We start from the raw sequence: 20,048 nt of genomic DNA on the forward strand, positions 1-20,048 counted from the left end.
AACACGGGAAAACATACTGATGAAACTGAAAAATGTACTGGCCTCCGGTCTGGCGGCCGCAGCCCTGATTGCAGGCACCGCCGGCGCGATGGAACTCAAGATCGGCGTCGCCGCCGAGCCCTATCCGCCGTTCTCCTCCCCCAACTCCTCCGGTGAGTGGGAAGGTTGGGAAATTGAGATTATGGACGCGGTTTGTGCGGCGGCCGAACTGGACTGCGTGCTGACGCCGGTTGCCTGGGACGGCATCATTCCGTCGCTGACCGGCAAGCAGATCGACGTGATCATGTCCTCCATGTCGATCACCGAGGAGCGTCAGAAGACCATCGACTTCAGCGATCCCTACTACAACACCCCGGCGGTGATCGTGGCGGACAAATCGCTTGATGTTGAACCCACACCGGAATCGCTGGCTGGCAAGATCGTGGGCGTTCAAGCCTCGACCATTCACCAGACCTATGCGCAGAAATACTTCCCGGACTCCGAGATCCGGGTCTACCAGACGCAGGACGAGGCGAACCAGGACGTGTTCTCCGGACGTATTGACGCAACCCAGGCCGACAGCATCGCAATGGCCGATTTTGTTGAGTCCGAGACCGGCGCCGCCTGCTGCGAGATCAAGGGCAGCGTCGCCCATGACGAGGCCATTCTCGGCTCCGGCGTTGGTGCGGGCATCCGCAAGGGCGATGATGAGATCCGTGATGCAATCAACAAGGGGATTGCCGCCATCAAGGAAGACGGCACCTATGATGAGATCACCGCGAAATACTTCTCGGTAGACATCAGCGGATAACGCCAGGCCATTGGAAACGCTCCTGCAACTGTTCGGGCTGACGGAAAGCGCGCAGCTTCTGTCACTGTCTGAGCCTGGCTGGGGGGCCAACCTTCTCAGGGGGCTGGCCAACTCGCTTCAGATCGCGCTGGGTGCCTTCGGGTTCGGGCTGGTCATTGGTCTCTTCGGGGCCTGTGGCAAGCTCTATGGCGGGCCGGTCACACGTGACCTGCTGGCCATCTACACCACCGTGGTTCGGGCCGTGCCGGAGCTTGTGCTCATCCTGATCCTGTATTTTGTCGGAACCGACCTCATCAACAAGGCCTCCGAGGCCCTTGGGGGCGGTCCCGTCGAGATCAGTGGCGTTGCCGCCGGGATCTGGGTTCTGGGCATTGTTCAGGGAGCGTATTCCACGGAAATCCTGCGTGGCGCGATTCAGGCCGTGCCACCAGGGCAGATCGAGGCCGCACGGTCCTTTGGCATGTCCCCCACACTGATCATGCGGCGGGTGACCATACCGGCGATGATGTCCTTTGCCGTGCCGGGTCTCGCGAACCTGTGGCTGATTGCCACCAAGGACACGGCGCTGCTCGCCGTGGTGGGTTTTAGCGAACTGACGCTTGAGACACGCCAGGCAGCCTCTTCCACGCGGGCGTATTTTACGTTCTTCTTGGCAGCGGGTTTCCTCTATCTGATGGTCACGCTGCTGTCCGGTGTGGTGTTTAAATACGTGGAGAACTGGGCCCGGAAGGGTCAGCCGAAGCTGCGGGGGGCAGGATGATGGAGGCCATTCGCCCGTTCCTTGTGCCGCACCGGATTATTCTGTTTCTGATTTTTGTGGGCATTGTGATCTGGGCGGCGGTATCGCTGCGCTGGGACTGGCTGCCGGAATATGCGCCGCTGGCGCTTGAGGCCCTGTGGCGGACGATCTGGCTTTTGGCGGCCAGCGTTGTGTTGGGGTTCCTGCTGGCCATACCGCTGGGGATCGCGCAGGCCATTGGGCCGTGGTATCTGGCCTGGCCCGCCAAGGTGTTTTGCACCATCATTCGTGGCACGCCGCTTCTGTTGCAGATTTGGCTGCTTTATTATGGGCTTGGATCGCTTTTCCCAACCATTGATGGAATTCGCGAAACCTGGATGTGGCCCTACCTGCGCCAGGCCTGGCCCTATGCCGTTCTGGCCCTGACCCTGTCCTTCGCAGGGTATGAGGGTGAGATCATGCGGGGTGCTTTTTCCGGGGTCGCGCGTGGCCAGCTTGAGGCGGCGCGGTCGTTTGGAATGCCGCCCTTCACCATGTTCCGGCGCATCTGGCTGCCGCAGGCGATCCGCAACGTTCTTCCCACACTGGGCGGAGAGACCATTCTCCAGCTCAAGGCGACGCCGCTTGTCGCCACCATTACCGTGGTTGAGATTTTCGCGGTGTCATCGCGGGTGCGGCAGGACACGTTTATCGTATATGAGCCGCTGCTCCTGCTCGCGCTTGTCTACATGATGATTGCGGGGGTCATCGCCTTTGCCTTCCGTAAATTTGAGCAGCGCATTCCCTCGCGGGTCAGCCGCAACTGACCCGGTTTCGTTAACCCGGAGCAGCCCTGAACGTGCCTGTTTTGCAGGCAGTATGAAGCCGTTCACAGACAGTTTGGCACGCATCGTTAACCATCCAGAAACCCCTTTGGCGGAAAAACGTTTCAGGGAAAACGTCAACGCATCGTGGATGGACAGGTATGGCCCGGACGAAATTCCAAACCACCCGACGCGACCTGCTGGCTCTTTTCGCTGGCGGTGTGGCAACCGCAATCAGTGGCCCCGCCCTCGCGCACGCCCCGAGTGACACCCTTCCCGCGGAGACCCCGGACGCCGGGCTGAAGGAACCGCGCATTCTGTTTGTTGGCAACTCGATCACGCGCCGGCATGACGTGCCCTCGCGCGTGGCGGCACTGGCGGAAAAAGCAGGTGCCAGGGTCCGGATCGGCATGGCCGCGCGGGACGGCGCACGGCTTCGCGAGACCATCATGTCCGAGCACCTGACCATGATGCTGGACCGGGCGCATTGGGACGTGCTGGTTCTGCAGGATCACACCACCACCCCGTTCCGGACGGATGACCGCAGGCTGTCGAGGGAAACCATGACCCGGCTTGCCTCCATGGCAGAGCCGGAGCGCGTGCTGCTCTACCCGCCCTGGCCCCGCGCCGCCGGGCACCCGTTCTATTCCCGCATCCATTACGGTTTTGACCTGACCCCACAAAACCCGCGCGAGTTTGCGAACCGGACAATGGAGTTCTACGAGAAGGTGTCGCAGGAATATGGCTTCACCGTGGCTCCGGTCCCGGCGCGCTGGCTGGCGGCGGTTGAGAGCGGACACCCGGTCTATGACACGGATGACTACCACGCGAGTTCCGAAGGAGCGGAACTGGCCGCAGGGGTCCTGTGGGACTGCCTGAGCGACATGCTGGGCGCGGACCTGTCCACCCCCCATCAGGCCTGAGCATCGCATCAGGTTTCGATCACGTTTTGGTCCGGCGTCCGTTGCTGACGGGCTGAGGCGCGTTTCCCACCTTTCTGTCGCCCTTTGACTGTGGCATGACTCTCCCGGAGAATTTTCGGGGGAGGATCCGTCATGTCAGACGCAGCCAAACGTACGCCACTCCATGATCTGCACCTGGAGCTTGGGGGGAAGATGGTGGACTTCGCCGGTTGGGAGATGCCGGTTCAGTACCCGAAGGGCATCATGACCGAGCACAAACATACCCGTGCCAAGGCCGGTCTGTTTGACGTGAGCCATATGGGTCAGGTGATCCTGCGCGGTGACAATGTGTCGGAAAAGCTTGAGACCCTGGTGCCGTCGGCGCTGACGACGCTGAAAGAGGGCAAGGCGCGCTACACGTTTTTCACCAATGATCAGGGCGGCATCATGGACGACCTGATCGTGTCAAACGCAGGGGATCATCTTTTCGTCGTGGTTAACGCGTCCATGCGACATCAGGACATCCCGCATATGGCGAACAACCTTGAAGGGGTTGAGGTCACAGAGATTTTCGACCGGGCGCTGGTGGCTGTTCAGGGGCCGTCAGCGGAAGATGTCGTGGGCGGGCTCTGCCCCGCGGCGCGCGATCTGAAATTCATGGAAACCACCACGGCGGACATCGACGGCGTGGAATGCCGCATTTCGCGTCTGGGCTATACCGGCGAGGACGGCTTTGAGATTTCGATCCCCGGGGCGGACGCGGTCCGGATCACCAAAAAGCTGCTGGACCATGAGGACTGCGAACCCGCCGGGCTCGGCGCGCGGGACAGTCTTCGGCTGGAGGCGGGGCTGTGCCTTTACGGCAATGACATCGACAACGACACCAGCCCGGTTGAGGCGTCACTGACCTGGGCCATTCAGAAACGACGCCGCGAGGAAGGCGGCTTCCCCGGGGCGGACCGCATCCAAAAGGAACTGGCCGAGGGCACGTCGCGCAAACTCGTGGGCATCAAACCGGTTGGCCGGGCCCCGGCGCGGGCCGGTGTTGAGGTGCAGTCAACGGACGGCACGCCGGCTGGCGCGGTCACATCCGGCGGCTTCGGACCCACGGTGGAGGCCCCGGTTGCGATGGGCTATGTCACCAGCGATCTGGCCGAACCCGGCACGCAGGTGAACCTGATTATACGGGGCAAGCCACAGCCTGCCGAAATCGTTGAACTTCCGTTCGTCAAACAGAACTACAAGCGCTGACCGAGGTATACCGACATGGTTTTCGAACTGACCACCTATGAAGCCTATGACTTTGCCAACCGTCGTCACATCGGTCCCTCGCCCTCCGAGATCGCGCAGATGCTGGAGACCATCGGATACGACACGCTTGATGACCTGATCTCGGCCACGGTTCCCGATGCCATTCGCCAGAAAGAGCCGCTGGATTTTGGCGAGCCGATGAGCGAGCGGGACGCGCTGTTCCACATGCGGGAGGTGGCGGAAAAAAACCAGGTTCTGACATCGCTTATCGGTCAGGGCTATTACGGCACCACGACGCCCGCCCCGATCCTGCGGAACATCCTGGAAAATCCGGCCTGGTACACGGCCTACACGCCCTATCAGCCCGAAATTTCGCAGGGGCGGCTTGAGGCGCTGCTGAACTTCCAGACGATGGTGTCCGACCTCACGGGTCTCGATATTGCCAACGCCTCTCTCCTCGACGAAAGCACCGCCGCGGCCGAGGCGATGACCATGGCGAAGCGCACGGCGAAGTCGAAGGCGAACGTGTTCTTCGTCGACGAGAACTGCCACCCGCAGAACATCGCTGTCATCAAAACCCGCGCCGAACCTTTGGGCATCGAGGTGAGGGTTGCGGATCCCGATGAGCTGGACGCGACCGAGGTGTTTGGAGCGATTTTCCAGTATCCTGGCACCTACGGGCATGTCCGGGATTTCTCCGGAGCCATGGAGGCGCTGCACGAGAACAAGGCGATAGGTATTGTGGCCGCCGACCCCCTGGCGCTTGCCCTGCTGAAAAGCCCAGGCGAAATGGGGGCGGATATTGCCATAGGCTCGACCCAGCGGTTTGGCGTTCCCATGGGATATGGCGGGCCGCACGCGGCCTACATGTCCTGCCGTGACGCGCTGAAACGGTCCATGCCGGGGCGCATCATTGGCGTCTCGCTCGACAGCCGGGGCAACAAGGCCTACCGGCTTTCGCTTCAGACCCGCGAGCAGCACATTCGCCGCGACAAGGCCAATTCCAACGTCTGTACGGCGCAGGCGCTGCTGGCCGTTATTGCGTCCATGTACGCGGTTTATCACGGACCCGACGGTATTAAGGCCATCGCGCAGTCAGTCCACCGCAAGGCCGTGCGGCTGGCCAAAGGTCTTGAGAGCGTGGGCTTCACCGTGGAGCCAAACGAGTTCTTCGACACGATTACCGTCGAGGTTGGCGCGCTTCAGAACGTCATCATGAAGGCGGCGGTGCGCAACGGCATAAACCTGCGCAAAATCGGTAACACCCGGATCGGCATCTCGCTGGACGAACGCACCCGGCCCGACACGATCCGGGCGGTCTGGGCCGCGTTCGGCGTGGAACTGGATTACGACAGCGTTAAGAAACGCGAGTACCGCCTGCCCGAGGCGATGCTGCGCGAGAGCGCCTATCTGACCCATCCGATTTTCCACATGAACCGGGCGGAAGCGGAGATGACCCGCTACATGCGCCGCCTTGCCGACCGGGATCTGGCGCTGGACCGGGCGATGATCCCACTTGGCTCCTGCACCATGAAGCTCAACGCGACGGCGGAAATGATCCCGGTGACCTGGTCGGAATTCGGCGACCTGCACCCGTTTGTTCCGGCGGATCAGGCCGAGGGCTATTCGGAACTGATCAGCGACCTGAACCACAAGCTTTGTCAGATCACCGGATATGACGCGATCTCGCAGCAGCCCAATTCCGGCGCGCAGGGCGAGTATGCCGGGCTGCTGACCATCCGGAACTGGCATGTCGCGAACGGGGACGGGCATCGCAATGTCTGTCTGATCCCGACCTCCGCACATGGCACGAACCCGGCCTCAGCCAGCATGGTGGGGTGGAAGGTCGTGCCGGTGGGCTCCGACGCCCATGGCAATATCGACCTTGAGGATTTCCGGGCCAAGGCGGAGCAGCATGGCGACAACCTCGCGGCCTGCATGATCACCTATCCCTCAACCCATGGCGTGTTTGAGGACACGGTGATGGAGGTCTGCGAGATCACCCACAAATATGGCGGCCAGGTCTATATCGACGGCGCGAACATGAATGCCATGGTCGGCCTGTCCCGGCCCGCGGACATCGGCGGCGACGTGAGCCACCTGAACCTGCACAAGACCTTCTGCATCCCGCATGGCGGCGGCGGACCGGGCATGGGGCCGATTGGCGTAAAGGCCCACCTGGCCGAATTTCTGCCTGGGCATCCTGAGCATGGCCAGGCGGTGGGTCCGGTATCGGCGGCGCCGTTTGGCTCTCCGAGCATCCTGCCGGTGAGCTGGGCCTATATCCTGCTCTGCGGCGGATCGGGGCTGACCCAGGCGACAAAGATTGCCATCCTGAACGCCAACTACATCGCGAAGCGTCTCGAAGGCGCGTACAAAATTCTCTACACCGGGAATAACGGATGCGTCGCCCATGAGTGCATTCTCGACACGCGGCCGCTCTCGGACAGCGCGGGCGTGACGGTGGATGACATCGCCAAACGCCTGATCGACAGCGGCTTCCATGCGCCGACGATGTCATGGCCCGTGGCCGGGACGCTGATGGTGGAGCCGACGGAGTCGGAGCCCAAGGCTGAACTCGACCGGTTCTGCGACGCGATGCTCTCCATCCGGGCGGAAGCGCAGGACATCGAGGACGGCAGAATTGATCCCAAAAACAACCCGCTGAAAAACGCACCGCACACGGTCGCGGATCTGGTGGGCGAATGGGACCGGCCCTATTCGCGCGAGGCGGCCTGCTATCCGGCTGGCGCGCTGAGGGTGGACAAGTACTGGCCGGCGGTCAACCGCGTCGACAACGCCTATGGCGACCGCAACCTCGTCTGCACCTGCCCGCCGATGGAAGCCTATAGCGAGGCGGCCGAGTAAAGGCCGTTCACGCAAAAACCCGGTCGGGCGGCGTATCCAGAAGCCGCCGGACCGTCTTCATTCCAGCCACGAACGCCTCGTGCGGAACCTGTCCGTTGACGGCAATGCGAACGGCATGGACGGCGCGGCCATCCCGGAGCGAGAAATCCTCGGCTGATTTTACGAGGATGTTTTCCGCCTCCAGGGCCTTGCAGAACTCGCCAGCGCGCCAACCGGCCGGCAGCTCCAGCCACAGGAACGGCACGTCCTCCGACCAGTTGATTTTGCTTCGCCCGAGCGCGTTCACCGCGGCCCGGATGTCGTTTCCGATCCGGTCCCGCACACGGTCAAGAATGCCGGGCAGTTCCGTGCGCGCCATGACATGCGCGTAGAGATCGGTGATCAGGCGCGACACACCGAAGAAATTGAAGGACGAGGTCCGGGCCAGCGCCCCGCCCCACCCCACCGGCGCTATGACGAACCCGATCCGCAATGCGGCACTCAGGGATTTGGACGGCGAGGTGACATGCCAGGTCAGCTCCGGCAGGTATGACCGGTATCCCGGACCCTGCCGGTCGGTGCGCATCAGCCGGTAACATTCGTCATCCATGATATGAACGCCGAACCGGTCGGCGATCCGCGCAATTTCCCGGCGACGGGCGGGCGTTACGCCACGTACAATCGGATTGCAGACCTCCGAGGAGGTGCAGTAAATCTGCACGCCCTGGGTCCGCACGAGTTCCTCAAACACGTCCGGCCGCGGGCCATCCGCATCCCAGGGAACACCCGCCACCGCAGCACGGCACAATCTGGCCGCGGAACGGAAACCGCCATAGCTCAACTCGTCCACCGCGATTACGGGTGCCGAGCCGTGCAGAACGGTCTGCAGGATCATGACCACCGCGTTCTGTCCGCCATTGGTGACGACGACGTCCTCCGGCTCGACCGCGCCGACAGCGGTATCGACCACCGAACTTCGGAACAACTCCCGCGCCGCCGCGTCGGAGTCCCGGTTGGGATACTGCAACAGATGGTCCCACGGCATGGTCTGCGACAGATGGGACATGGCGTCGCGCATCAGCCTGCCCTGCCCCACCTCGGGCATTTTCGGGCTCATGAGATGAAGCTGATCCCGGGTGACGGTTTTCGGGTCGTGAATTAGCGGCGGCAGGGTTTCCACCGGCGCCCCGGCGCGACCCGCAACATAGGTGCCACGGCCCACACCCGCGACCAGCCGCCCCTCATCGGTGAGCAGGGCATAGGCCCGTGCGACGGTACCAGGCGTCACGCCAATCCGGTAGGCCAGGTCCCGCACCGGGGGCAGCTTTTCCCCCTCACGCAGGTCACCCGATACAATGCCGTTGCGAATGGTCTGGGCGATGGCCCTGTATTTTGACCGGCCCGAGGCCCGGAGATTAGTTTGCCAAATTGTATCCGCTACAATCATTTTGTGGACCGGTTTGAAATGTTATTGTACTCAATAATTGTAACACTACGTTGCATTGTGTCAATACAAATACGGAACAATCCCATGTCACACGCACTCCTCACCGTGCGTACCGCGTACGCCGGTCGTTTTACCTCCAACATCCTGGCTCTGGTGACATTCTGGGCGCACCGGCGCCGGACACGACGCGCGCTTGAAAAACTCGACGCAAACCTGCTGCGCGATATCGGGCTCGATCCAGCGGAAGCGCGGGATGAGGCGGCGAAATATTTTTGGCAGGACTGAAGTCACGATTTTCCCTGTACTGGCCGGGTTGTACCCGGACTTTTTTTTTGGGGGTTACAAGCCGACGCGCCCGGCTTTAGACATTCGGGAACAAACAAATACCGGAGTGGTACGGCTGGAGGGCGCACATGATTTCTGAAGTTCCAGGACTGTTGGAGCAGGTCCGCGACAGGTTCGCCCATATCGACACCTGCCCGTATTCCGGCCCGCGCATATTCTTTGAGAACGCCGGCGGGGCGCTGACACTGAAATCCGTGGTCGAGACCTCCGGCCTCTACGCCTCCTATCCCGACAACCAGGGACGCATCAACGCGGCCTCCACCGCGCTGCAGTCCGCCATCGACAAGGGGCGCGCGGACATGCGGCTGTGGATGAACGCTCCGGACGGTCAGGTGTTCGTGGGGGAGAGCGGCACCGAGGTTCTGTTCCGTCTCGTCCGCACGGCAGCACTTGGCGCTGAACCCGGCGGGACAATGCTGGGCACAACGCTGGAACATCCGGCTTCGCGCAGCGCCATGTCCCGGTGGGCCGATGTGACGGGTCGGCCACTGACGCTGGTGGCCCATGACGACGCCACGGGAACCGTCGATGTGGAGGCATGGCTGCCGCACATCACGCCCGATCTGCGTGTTGCCTCCATCGTCCATACGTCACCCGTGACCGGGATCAGCGTCGATGTGAACAGGATCGTCGCAGCCATCCGCGATAAGGCCCCAGACTGTTTCATTATTGTCGATGGAATTCAGCACGCCAGCCATGGCGGCATCGACCTCGACGCGCTCAATGCCGACGGCTATGCCGTGTCACCCTACAAGGTGTTTTCGCGCCATGGATACGGCATCGGCTGGGCCTCGGACCGGCTGACCGCCTGCACCAAGGAAACGCTTGTGGGCTCCTCCCCCACCGGCTGGGAACAGGGAACGCGCGACGCGGGCAGCTATGCCACCTTCTCGGACGTGGTCGATTACTTTCTCTGGCTTGGCGGGCTGTTCACCGAAAGCACGGATCCCCGGACCCGGATCGAGGCGGCCGCAACCGCAATCCACGCGCAGGAACAGATTCTAGCCCAGGCGATGATTGAGGGCACCCACAACCAGCGCGGCCTTGCCGACATCCCCGGCGTGACCGTGTTGGGAGGCCTCGACAATCCAGGCCGGGAGGGTGTTGTCTCCCTGACCCTCGACACCATGGACGCGGCCAGCCTCGTTCAGTTTTTGGAGGACCGGGAAATCCGCGTCCATATCCGCAAAAACGACACCTATTGCGGCAACGTGCTCGGCCCGCTCGGCATTGACACCTGCATCCGCGTGTCATTCAGCCATTACAACTCGCCCGGCGAGGTAAGCCGCTTCCTGACCGCCATGAACGAGGCGGCGGCGGTCTGATCCCGCGGCAACCGCTGCCGTCACGCCCGCTCTTCCGGGGCCATTTTGCGCTCCAGCTTGCGCACGAAGGCGCTGATAATCAGGACAAGGACCAGATATTCGAGGATCAGGAGCGAGTAGATTTCCAAAGGACGATACTCGGTGACCACCAGTTCATTCGCCCGACGGGTGAGCTCCTGCATCCCGATGACCGAGGCGAAGGCCGACATTTTAACGATGTAGATAAACTGGTTCGCCAGCGGCGGAAGGATACGCCGGATGGCCTGGGGCAGAATGACGAGGCGCATGGTCTGGTAGTAGTTCAGGCCAATGGACTGCGCCGCTTCCGCCTGGCCCCGTCCCACTGACTGAATGCCGGAGCGATAGATCTCCGCGGTAAATGCGCTGTCGGAGACTGCAAGGGTAATGACCGCCCCCCAGAACGGATCGATATTAAGATCTAGGCCAATGGAGCGGAACACAATTGGCAGGCCATAGAACACCCAGAACAGCATGGGCAGAAGCGGGATCGCACGGATGAATTCCACGTAGATCCGGTTGATGATCCGCACCCAACGCCGGCTGGACAAAGCCGGCAGAGCCACAATGAGGCCCACCACAATCGAAATCATTGCGGCGACCGCTGACATCAGGATGGTCGCGCCAAAGCCGCCGACCAGAAAGCGGATGTTGGTGCGTCCCGCCTCCGTGGTCGGGTCGATCACGTACCAGCCCCAGCCACCGGAGGACGAACAGCCAGAGAGCAGCAGGACGCAGAAGAGGGCCGCGACCGGACCCGCCATGCGGGTCAACCGCCGACGCGGTTCACTGAACCAATGCCCTGAAATACGTGCCGCGCTGCCGCCCATATGTTCGCCCGTTCCCGCCAAAAAACCAGTGCGCCGAGGCGAACCATTCAACACAAAATTGCTACTTGAGATTACCGTCTCTTTGACCTCTCATTCAAGCCTCATTGGGCGGGCCTGGCGGCCATCGCCTCCGCTCCTCGACCGTGACAACTGACGGGAAACAGACCGACATGAACCGACTGATCGCCAATACCGCCGCAACACTTCTTGCGTTGGGACTAGCCACTTCCGCCCTCGCGCAGTCCGCGCTCAACGACATTCTGGACGGCGGGGTGCTGAAGGTCGGCACAACCGGTGACTGGAACCCGATGACCCTGCGCGACCCGGCGAGCAACAGCTACAAGGGCTTTGACATCGACGTCATGACCGAGCTTGCCAACGATCTTGGTGTCGAGATCGAATTCGTGGCGACCGACTGGAAAACCCTGGTGAACGGCATCGTTGCCGGGAACTACCACATCACCGGGTCGGCGTCCGTTTCTCCGGCCCGCATGAAAGCCGCCGGTTTCTCGGAAAGCTATCTTTCCGTTGAGTTTTTTCCCTTCGCCATGAACGGCAATGTCGGGAATTTCGACGGCTGGGACTCGATCAATCAGGAGGATGTCACCGTCGCCACCACCCTCGGCACGTCGTTTGAGGCCATGACGCGCGCCTGGTTCCCGGATGCCGAGCTTAAGGTCGTGGAGGCTCCGGCCAGAGGCTTTCAGGAGGTCATTGCCGGGCGTGCGGACGTGTTTGTGACCTCGAACATTGAGGGGGCCACCCTGACCGAGAAATTCGACATCGCCCGCGTTCCCAACACCGAACCGCGCGAACCGACCCCCATTGCGATGCTGCTGCCCCAGGATGACCAGGTCTGGATCAACTACGTCAACAACTGGATCAAGCTCAAACAGGCCCAGGGTTTCTTCGAGGGCGTGCGCGGCGAGTGGGGTCTTTGACCCCCCATCACAATATGGTCAACACGGCGCGATTTATCCCAAAACCGGGCGCGCCGTATCTAAAGTTCCAGGGGCCGTCGGCCCGTATGGAGGATTAAGGCGGGCCGACGGCTTTTTGGGAGCAACAGGCAGGGGAAACCATGACACAGCCGGCACGTAAAAAGGCCCAGGATTTCGATCAGCGCATTCTTGAGATATTTGACGGATACGTCCACGGGAAGATGTCGAAACGCGACTTCATTTCCCGCGCGGGAAAATACGCGGCTGCCGGAGTAACCGGCGCGATGATCCTGGAGCAGCTTCAACCGAACTATGCCCTTGCGCAGCAGGTCGACCCGAACGACCCGGACATCACCACCGAGGTCATCGAGTACGAAAGCCCCGAAGGGCACGGCACCATCAAGGGGCTTTTGGCCAGGCCCGCCGACGCCTCCGGCCCCCTGCCCGCCGTTTTGGTGGTGCATGAGAACCGCGGCCTCAACCCCTATATCGAGGATGTTGCCCGACGTGCGGCCAAGGCCGGTTACCTGACACTCGCGCCGGACGGCCTGACGCCGCTGGGGGGCTACCCGGGCAATGATGACGAAGGAAGGGAAATGCAGCGGGAACTGGACGCCGCGAAACTCATGGAAGACTTCTTTGCCGCGTTCGAGTTCCTGCGCGACCATGAGGACTCGACCGGCAAGGTTGGTGCGGTCGGCTTCTGCTACGGTGGCGGTGTCTGCAACGCGCTTGCCGTGGCCTATCCGGACCTTGCGGCTTCAGTTCCGTTTTACGGCCGTCAGCCCGATGCCGCCGACGTACCGGCCATCGAGGCGCCGCTTCTCATCCATTATGCGGGGCTCGACGAGCGGATCAATGCGGGCTGGGATGCCTACAAGGCCGCGCTGGAGGAGGCCGGCAAGGAGTACACGGTGTATTTCTACCCGGACGTGAACCACGGTTTCCACAACGACACGACACCCCGCTATGACGAGGAAGCCGCAACGCTTGCCTGGGAACGGACGCTGGAATTTTTCGAGGCCAATCTTACCTGACGCACAGGGCCCGGTTCCTGACAGAGGTGAAAATTCTGAAATCCACCGGGCGACCGGTGGATTTTTCTTTTGGGGACCGGCAATGTAACTTCAACCTGCGGATACCCGCAGGGAATGGGGACAGGACACCAGACGTCATGAGTATTTTCACGGATCTGATCTCAACCGTTTTTGAGAGAAGCTACCGCAGGGCAAAAGGCCCCGACAGGGACAGCCGAAGCCTGACCGAACTCGCCTCCGCGCTGCTCGGAAGCCACGGGGAGGTGTCCGGCACCTCACTTGCCCACACCATTCTGGACCGCTTTGCTGTCCTGGATGAGGAAGGCAAACGCGCGTTCTTCAGCTTCATGACTCACGATCTGGACATCAACCCGGACCGGGTGCGCTCCACCCTTCAGGACTATCAGAACAGCCCGTCGAAAAAGACCTGGAAGGCCTTCGCCGCAGCCAGTGAGCCCGCGCGGCAGGAACTGGCGCGGCGTCTCAACCAGGTGCCGGGTGCCACCGGGCAACTTGTTTCCATGCGGCGTGACCTTTTGAGACTGATGCGGGACAACCCGGATCTCGAGCCGCTGGACGAGGATTTCCGGCATCTCTTCGCGTCCTGGTTCAACCGGGGTTTTCTGGTGCTGCGCCCGATTGACTGGGACACGCCCGCAAGCATTCTGGAAAAAATCATCGCCTATGAGGCCGTCCACGCCATCGACAGCTGGGACGATCTGCGCCGGAGGCTCGCGCCGGCAGACCGGCGCTGCTACGGATTTTTCCACCCATCCATGCCGGGTGAGCCCCTGATTTTCGTGGAGGTGGCCCTGACCCGGGGAGTGCCAGGCTCCATCCAGGCGCTGCTGGCTGATGGGCGCAAGACCATTGAGGCGGAAGAGGCCGACACGGCGGTTTTCTATTCGATTTCGAACTGCCAGGCGGGGCTGGCCGGGATTTCCTTCGGCAATTCGCTGATCAAACAGGTTGTGGCAGATCTGTCACGGGATCACGGCAACCTGTCGACGTTTGTGACCCTTTCGCCCATTCCGGGACTGAACCGGTGGCTGTCGAACATGGAACCGGGCTTTGCGGAGCGGTGGGACAACCGGGTTCTGGCAGCACATTACCTGTTGGAAGCCAAACGCTCCGACGGTATGCCATATGACCCGGTCGCGCGTTTCCATCTCGGCAACGGCGCCCGGGTTCACGCGGTCCACAACAATGCGGACACGTCGCTCAACGGGATGAAACAGTCCAACGGAACCATGGTGAACTATCTCTACGATCTCGATCAGATATCGCGAAACCATGAGAAGTTCGCCGGAAGCAGGACCGTCGTGTCCTCGCCTGAGGTCCAGCAGCTGAGCGCGTCAATAAAAACAAGCAGCCTGGGAGCCTGACACTTTGGCAAATCCTCTTTTCGACGGCCTCTTTGGCCGCCATTCCGGTAAATCCACGGTTTTTCTGCACCTGCCGGATGGCGGCACCGTAACCCATGCGAAATTCCTCGAAACCGCCGCACGGTTTGCCAATACCCTATGGGACATGGGCGTCCGGACCGGTGACCGGGTCGCGGTTCAGATCGCCAAATCCCCGGAGGCTCTCGCTGTCTACGCGGCCTGCGTTCAGGCCGGTGTGATTTTCCTGCCGCTCAACACGGCTTATTCCGCGCCGGAAGTGTCCTATTTTGTGGAAAACAGCGGTGCGAAGCTGCTGATCTGTGACGAGGCCAACGTGGATACGCTCACGCCAGTGACTCAGGCCGCAGACGCGGCGATTGAAACACTGAACGGCGATGGCAGCGGATCCTTCCCGGAGGCCGCAGCAAACCAGTCCACCGAATTCACCACGGTGGACCGCGATGGCGACGACCTTGCCGCGTTCCTTTACACCTCCGGTACCACGGGGCGGTCGAAGGGCGCGATGCTGACCCAGACCAATCTCCTGTCGAACTCTGAGGTATTGGTTCAGGAATGGCGGTTTACGGCGGATGACGTGCTGCTCCACGCCCTGCCGATTTTCCACACACACGGTCTGTTCGTGGCGACCAATGTCACGCTGCTGGCGGGTGGCAGCATGATCTTCCTGCCGAAATTCGACGCCGACGCCATGATGGAGCGGATGCCGCAGGCCACCGCCATGATGGGGGTTCCGACCTTCTACACACGGCTGCTCGACCATCCCGGCTTCACGAGGGATTTGACCCGTCACATGCGTCTTTTCGTGTCGGGAAGCGCGCCCCTGCTGGCTGAGACCCATGTCACGTTTGAGGACCGCACGGGTCACCGCATCCTTGAACGCTACGGCATGACCGAAACCAACATGAACACCTCCAACCCCTATGACGGCGAGCGGCGGGCCGGAACGGTCGGCTTTCCGCTACCGGGCGTGGAACTGAAGGTGACCGATCCCAAAACCGGTGACACGGTCGCGGATGGCGAGATTGGCGTGATCGAGGTCCGCGGTCCGAACGTCTTCAAGGGTTACTGGCAGATGCCGGAAAAGACCGCTGAGGAACTGCGCCCGGATGGGTTTTTCATTACCGGCGACCTGGGTCAGATCGATGCGGACGGGTACGTTCACATCGTCGGCCGGAACAAGGATCTCATTATTTCCGGTGGGTACAACATCTATCCGAAGGAGATCGAGCTTCTGCTCGACGAACAGCCTGGCGTTCTGGAAAGCGCAGTGATCGGTGTGCCGCATCCGGATTTCGGTGAAACCGTCGTGGCGGTGCTCGTTCCCGAAAAGGGCGGCCATCCCGATCTCGAAGGGATCAAATCCAGCATTTCCGGCTCACTGGCGCGCTTCAAACAGCCGCGTGAGATGGTGATCTTGCCGGAACTGCCGCGCAACACGATGGGCAAGGTTCAGAAAAACGCGCTGCGGGACCAGTTCGGCGACCTGTTTACCGCCTGACCTTAACCGCAACAGAGGTATGCTGCCCGCACCAGATGATGCGGGCAGCCTTCGTGGTTATTCGCTGGCGCTGAACTGGAACAGCATGGTCTCGCCGGAGTGGTCATCGACACCGTCATTGTCCGTGGACACCCAGGCGGTGCCGTCGGACATGATTGCCAGACCCTCAACCTTGTCGAGTACATAGCCGCCGGTGGAAACAAGGTCGGGCAGAAGATCCCGAACCAGTTCCTTGCTCACGACCGGCAGGTCGCCACCCAGCGGCGCGGGCGACAGTTCAGCCAGTGGAACGCGGTAGATTTTCTTCGTAACCGCCGCGGCCCCAATCTGGTTGTCACGCTCTACGATATAGGCGTGATCGCCAAATACCGTGATTTCGGAGAGCCCGACCCAGCCGGTTTCCGGCTCAGCCTTCTCGTAGCGTACCGCACCCCACTCACCGCTTTCGGTGTTGTAGGCCACCAGCTTGACGTGGTTTGCGGGGTCGTCGCCCCATTCGCGCTGAACGGCCATCCAAAGCGTGTCACCGATCAGGGCAACGCCCTCAAACCCGAACCGCTTCTCCACGGCCATCAGCTCAGCCGGAAGTCCGATCTCGGCGTCAATCGCGCCACCCGCGTCCACATGGTAAAGCGCATGCGGGATGACCCGGTCCGTGCGGCCCTCGGAGGCCAGCCAGTAGCCGCCCTCTCCGTCGAGCGCGATGCCCTCGATGTCGAGTTTCTGGGCCACACGACCACCCCGCGTGACGGTCATTGCGCCAGTGATGGCCGCAGGCGTCTGCGTCGTGTCGATGGTGAAGATCGTGGGCTGATAGCCATAGAAGCTGTCATTGACCGCGTAGATCATGCCATCCTCACCAGCCGCCATACCGGAAATGGCACCCCAGCCGGTCAGCTCGTCCATGCCGGCCGATGTCAGATGCGGATAGGTCGCGGGCGCATCCTGGTACTCATAGACCATGACATGGGACCGCGCGCCGCCATCCTCGATCAGGTCGACCTCGTTGGCGGAGATGAGCAGGTTGCGATCCGGCAGGGCCACGAAACCCTCCGGGCCAATGCCTGACGGCAGGATCTGTTCCAGCACCGGATTGGCCGGATCGGTTACGTCATAGCCGCCAACGACCGAAGCCCGCTCGGCACCGACGAAAACATAGGGCGTGTCGCCAAACACCGCGAAATCGACCGACTCGGGCTCCACGCCCTTGGCGTCGGACCGCTTGTCCGGGTAATGGCCAACCTGAACAACGGCGTGCTCAAAGGAGGTGCCGCTGTCATAAACGACGGTGCCGTCCTTGTTGAAAATCGTCCATCCGCGGGAACCACCCTCGTAGTCGCCCTCGTTGGCTGTGGCGAAATGGCTGTCATCGATCCATTTGACAGCATCCGGCTCGCGCTTGCGACCGGCCTGGGACTCGTCAAAAATCAGGGAGCCGCGGTCATCCGTTGCGTCGATCCCGTCGAGATCCACCGCACCCGCGCTGAAATGACTGACGACCTCCCCGTCGCGGGAAACAACCGCAAGATGGTTGTTTTCCTGAAGCGTCACGACCGTTTCACCGAGGTCATTGATGCTGACAAATTCCGGCTCCGGATCGGTAGGTGCCACTTCGGCCAGCCCGGTCAGGTCAACGTTTCGCATCCCCCCGCAGTCAACGGCACCGTCCACAACGTCCAGGAGAACCAGGTGACCGGCGGGCATCTGCGGGATGACGCCGTCGTTCAGATCCTCATCACGCTCGTTCTCGATCGCAACGGCCACCAGTGAGCCGTCCTTTGCGACCGCAACGGAATCCGGCTGGCCGCCCAGATCACAGGCGGCAATCTCCTCACCGGAAGCCACATCGAAGGTTTTCAGCAGACCGGACGGTTCGGTGTAGCTCTCTGACGTGTTCACCCCGACGAACGCGGTTGTCCCGATGATACCCACGGAAGTCGGTTCCCCGTCCACATCCACATTGCCCAGCGGCTTCGGCGCGGCGGCATCGGTCAGGTCGATCATCCCAATCACGCCAAGCGGGCTGTCGGTGTAGACGAGCGTATTGCCGTCGGCAGTGGCGGCAATGATTTCCGAGGAAGTCTCGCGGGAGGTGTCCTCTCCCTCCGCCATGTTGCTGACGACCGGAAACGACGCGATGCGGTTGAAATTTTCCGCATGCGTCACGGCCGCGGACATCGCCAGAACGGACGCCGTGGAGAGAATAGTGAATTTCATGATTGTCCCCTGTTTATTTGGGGAAACCGATGGACAGGGTTTGCAACGTCAACGTTACGAAGATGGGACAGTTTTGTGACAGTTACCCGCGAACGGAAATCGGCCTGTCGCGATCCGACAGGCCGTTTTAGTTTGGGGAAATCCGGTCAGCGGCTGTGCGTCGCCTCAACCAAATCGGCGATGTCATGCTCCGCCTGCGCATCAATGTGAATGCCCTCATCGCCGTCCAGAACCCCGGCATTGGGATCGTCATAGACCGAGACGTCCAGCTTGCCCTCGCTCTTGGCAACAATGGTTGAAACCGCAGCATCGCCGGAGACGTTCACTGCTGTCCGGATCATGTCCATCAGACGGTCAACACCGAGCACGAGGCCAATGCCCTCAATCGGCAGGCCGACCTGCGCGAACACCATCGACAGCATGATCAGCCCAACCCCCGGCACGCCCGCCGTCCCGATGGAGGCCAGAACCGACATCAAAATGACGGTCAGATATCCGCCAATTCCAAGTTCAACGCCGTAGACATTCGCGATAAAGACCGTCGCCACGCCCTGCATGATCGCGGTGCCGTCCATATTGATTGTGGCCCCAAACGGCACGGTGAAGGAGGCAACGGAGTTGTTGACCCCAAACCGCTGCGTCACCGTGCGCATGGTCACGGGGATCGTGGCGTTGGAACTTGCAGTCGAGAAGGCGAAAACCTGAACGTTGCGGATTTTGTTCATGAAGGTCACCGGGTTCAGTCCGGAGAAAACCTTCAGCACCACCATCAGCGTCACAAACAGGTGGAACATCAGCGCGCCGACCAGGACCAGAACATAACCCGCCAGCGAGACCAGCAGATCAAGCCCAAGGTTTGCAACCGCGCGTGCAATGAGAACAAATACGGCATACGGGGCCAGAGCCATAACGATGGTCACCATTTTCATCATAACCTCGTTGGCAATCTCGGCCCCTTCCACGAAGGACTTCGCCTTGTTCCCAACCATCAGAACGCTGATACCGGCGATGATCGAGAAGAAGATGATCGGCAGCATGTCACCATTGGCCATAGCGCTGATCGGATTAGTCGGAATGATATCGATCAGAACCTGCGTGAGTGGCGGTGCCTCCGCCCCCGCAAAGGTCGTCTCGGTGGTCATCTCAAGGCCCTGACCAATGCCGAAAACACTCGCGATGATAATTGCCGTCGCAATCGCCATGGCCGTCGTCAGCAAGTAAAGACCAAAGGATTTCGACCCCACCCGGCCGAGCATCCTGATATCCCCGATCCCGCAAACTCCGCAGATCAGTGAGAAAAACACAAGCGGAACTACAAGCATTTTCAACAGGTTAACGAACATCGTGCCGATCACGTGGAACAGCCCGTTAACAACGTATTCGTTTACCAGAGTTCCCGGCGCATTCATGCCGGTAAGATTGAACGCCAATCCCAAAACAATACCCAGTCCCATACCCGTCAGGACCTTGGCCGTCAGACTCATTCTGTTTCCCACAGACATGTAGCCACCCTCCATCGCTGGTTGTATTGGTAATAATTCCTTCACATTAGGAACAAGCATCCCACAGGTCTACTTTTTCCGTCAGCCGCGCCGAAGACCCGGCCGGGCGGCGGGTTGTTGCCCGTGGCGTTTTGCGTCAGGCTGTCGGCA

Annotated in this window: 16 protein-coding genes; 12 read left to right on the forward strand and 4 right to left on the reverse strand. The window is 61.2% G+C overall.

The window, feature by feature from the left end; genetic code table 11:
• The first annotated feature begins 19 nt into the window (after positions 1–19).
• From ACP15P_RS14600 to gcvP, 6 genes are all read left to right on the forward strand, one after another.
• Positions 20–790 carry a transporter substrate-binding domain-containing protein gene (locus ACP15P_RS14600; protein WP_424929213.1) on the forward strand — a complete coding sequence of 257 codons (771 nt, stop codon included), beginning with the start codon at positions 20–22 and terminating at the stop codon, positions 788–790.
• 10 nt (positions 791–800) lie between these two features.
• Positions 801–1,550, forward strand: a complete 750-nt coding sequence (locus tag ACP15P_RS14605; protein ID WP_424929214.1) for an ABC transporter permease — start codon at positions 801–803, stop codon at positions 1,548–1,550.
• Positions 1,550–2,335, forward strand: a complete 786-nt coding sequence (locus ACP15P_RS14610; protein ID WP_424929248.1) for an ABC transporter permease — start codon at positions 1,550–1,552, stop codon at positions 2,333–2,335. The genes ACP15P_RS14605 and ACP15P_RS14610 overlap by 1 nt, the downstream gene beginning before the upstream one ends.
• A 158-nt stretch (positions 2,336–2,493) precedes the next feature.
• A complete protein-coding gene (locus ACP15P_RS14615; RefSeq protein WP_424929215.1) occupies positions 2,494–3,255 on the forward strand; it encodes a hypothetical protein in 762 nt (253 codons plus the stop codon).
• 132 nt (positions 3,256–3,387) lie between these two features.
• A complete protein-coding gene (gene gcvT, locus ACP15P_RS14620) occupies positions 3,388–4,485 on the forward strand; it encodes a glycine cleavage system aminomethyltransferase GcvT (RefSeq protein WP_424929216.1) in 1,098 nt (365 codons plus the stop codon).
• 15 nt (positions 4,486–4,500) lie between these two features.
• Entirely contained in the window at positions 4,501–7,353 is a 2,853-nt protein-coding gene (gene gcvP / locus ACP15P_RS14625; protein ID WP_424929217.1) for an aminomethyl-transferring glycine dehydrogenase, read from the forward strand.
• A 7-nt stretch (positions 7,354–7,360) separates the two neighbouring features.
• Here the strand turns inward: gcvP and ACP15P_RS14630 are convergent, their stop codons facing one another.
• Positions 7,361–8,779, reverse strand: a complete 1,419-nt coding sequence (locus tag ACP15P_RS14630; RefSeq protein ID WP_424929218.1) for an aminotransferase-like domain-containing protein — start codon at positions 8,777–8,779, stop codon at positions 7,361–7,363.
• An 84-nt stretch (positions 8,780–8,863) separates the two neighbouring features.
• Between ACP15P_RS14630 and ACP15P_RS14635 the strand changes: the two genes are divergently transcribed.
• Together ACP15P_RS14635 and ACP15P_RS14640 are read left to right on the forward strand one after the other, a co-directional pair.
• Positions 8,864–9,064 carry a DUF1127 domain-containing protein gene (locus ACP15P_RS14635; protein WP_424929219.1) on the forward strand — a complete coding sequence of 67 codons (201 nt, stop codon included), beginning with the start codon at positions 8,864–8,866 and terminating at the stop codon, positions 9,062–9,064.
• Between the two features lie 128 nt (positions 9,065–9,192).
• Positions 9,193–10,449 (forward strand): aminotransferase class V-fold PLP-dependent enzyme, encoded by a 1,257-nt coding sequence (locus ACP15P_RS14640; protein ID WP_424929220.1) that lies wholly within the window; start codon positions 9,193–9,195, stop codon positions 10,447–10,449.
• 20 nt (positions 10,450–10,469) lie between these two features.
• On the opposite strand, the gene ACP15P_RS14645 is transcribed toward ACP15P_RS14640, so the two are convergent.
• Complete coding sequence (locus tag ACP15P_RS14645) at positions 10,470–11,231, reverse strand: amino acid ABC transporter permease (protein ID WP_424929221.1); 762 nt, start codon at positions 11,229–11,231, stop codon at positions 10,470–10,472.
• Between the two features lie 236 nt (positions 11,232–11,467).
• Here ACP15P_RS14645 and ACP15P_RS14650 point away from each other — a divergent pair, with 236 nt between their 5' ends.
• The 4 genes from ACP15P_RS14650 (at position 11,468) to ACP15P_RS14665 (ending at position 16,179) form a co-directional block, all read left to right on the forward strand.
• The gene (locus ACP15P_RS14650; protein ID WP_424929222.1) at positions 11,468–12,238 is read left to right on the forward strand and encodes a transporter substrate-binding domain-containing protein; all 771 of its coding nucleotides are present in this window, start codon (positions 11,468–11,470) and stop codon (positions 12,236–12,238) included.
• A 140-nt stretch (positions 12,239–12,378) separates the two neighbouring features.
• Positions 12,379–13,275, forward strand: a complete 897-nt coding sequence (yghX, locus tag ACP15P_RS14655) for a YghX family hydrolase (protein WP_424929223.1) — start codon at positions 12,379–12,381, stop codon at positions 13,273–13,275.
• A 137-nt stretch (positions 13,276–13,412) separates the two neighbouring features.
• Positions 13,413–14,660: a malonyl-CoA decarboxylase gene (locus ACP15P_RS14660; RefSeq protein ID WP_424929224.1), complete on the forward strand. Its 1,248-nt coding sequence runs from the start codon at positions 13,413–13,415 to the stop codon at positions 14,658–14,660.
• A gap of 4 nt (positions 14,661–14,664) precedes the next feature.
• The gene (locus tag ACP15P_RS14665; RefSeq protein ID WP_424929225.1) at positions 14,665–16,179 is read left to right on the forward strand and encodes a malonate--CoA ligase; all 1,515 of its coding nucleotides are present in this window, start codon (positions 14,665–14,667) and stop codon (positions 16,177–16,179) included.
• Positions 16,180–16,236: 57 nt separating this feature from the next.
• Here ACP15P_RS14665 and ACP15P_RS14670 read toward each other — a convergent pair whose 3' ends face one another.
• Both ACP15P_RS14670 and ACP15P_RS14675 read right to left on the reverse strand, forming a co-directional pair.
• Positions 16,237–18,396: an esterase-like activity of phytase family protein gene (locus tag ACP15P_RS14670; RefSeq protein WP_424929226.1), complete on the reverse strand. Its 2,160-nt coding sequence runs from the start codon at positions 18,394–18,396 to the stop codon at positions 16,237–16,239.
• A gap of 146 nt (positions 18,397–18,542) precedes the next feature.
• Entirely contained in the window at positions 18,543–19,880 is a 1,338-nt protein-coding gene (locus ACP15P_RS14675; RefSeq protein ID WP_424929227.1) for a dicarboxylate/amino acid:cation symporter, read from the reverse strand.
• Positions 19,881–20,048 lie beyond the last annotated feature (168 nt).

This window comes from Amaricoccus tamworthensis, assembly GCF_049800875.1.
GTDB classification, from domain to species: domain Bacteria; phylum Pseudomonadota; class Alphaproteobacteria; order Rhodobacterales; family Rhodobacteraceae; genus Amaricoccus; species Amaricoccus tamworthensis.